This window comes from Campylobacter sp. US33a, from assembly GCF_004378855.1.
Taxonomy (GTDB): Bacteria; Campylobacterota; Campylobacteria; order Campylobacterales; family Campylobacteraceae; genus Campylobacter_D.
In genome coordinates this window covers 1-695 of sequence record NZ_RYYL01000034.1, presented here as the reverse complement: position 1 = coordinate 695, position 695 = coordinate 1, and the positions used below count along the sequence as shown (strand labels likewise).

Below are 695 nucleotides of genomic sequence, written 5' to 3'. Positions count from 1 at the left end.
CTCGTGCTGATTTCTTTAATTTCTGCGTTAATATCTGAAGTGAAATAACTTAGCGTGAGTTTTGAAGTGATTCTACCACTTACGCCATTTCTAAATTCAATCTTGCCTAGTTTATTTTTTTCGCCAAATACTTCAATTTGCACAAAGCCACTTTTCTTACTCGACATGTAGTAACTTAGCGTATCACTGGCATTGTAAGGTTTAAAAATATAATCAGGATAATAATAAGTTGAATTTGCATATCTTTCTTCGCAAGTTAAAAATGCTAAGATTTCATTTTCGCCCACTTCATAATCTTTGTTTAATTCTGCATTATCACTTATACTTTCGCAAATTTCTTTAGTGAAAAGTAAAAAGGCGGTTGGTTTTGTGGCAACGCTTACATCACGGTTTATGGCTTTTAAATAAAGTCTTTCTCCATTATAATCATAAAGCATAACCCCACTCAAGCACACTCCATAAGCTGAGCCTACTGCTTCGAGCAGATTAAATTTATAAATGTTTTTTGGGGTTTGGGGTTTAATTTGGCTTTTATCTATCAAATTTAGCCACACATTAAGCCCAACGGTGTTATCTTTGCACATCCATAAATTTGCATTAATTTTATCCACATATAAACTGCCTATGCTTTCAGGATTGATATTAACGCTTGGCTTGTTTTCGCCAATTAGAACATTTGCGCCGCTTATGGTGTT

The 695-nt window shown here is 34.1% G+C and carries 1 protein-coding gene; it reads right to left on the bottom strand.

The window, feature by feature from the left end; all coding sequences use genetic code 11:
• Window positions 1-695 (bottom strand): hypothetical protein (locus ELQ16_RS10105; protein ID WP_208335103.1); only part of this gene is annotated, 695 nt, incomplete at both ends.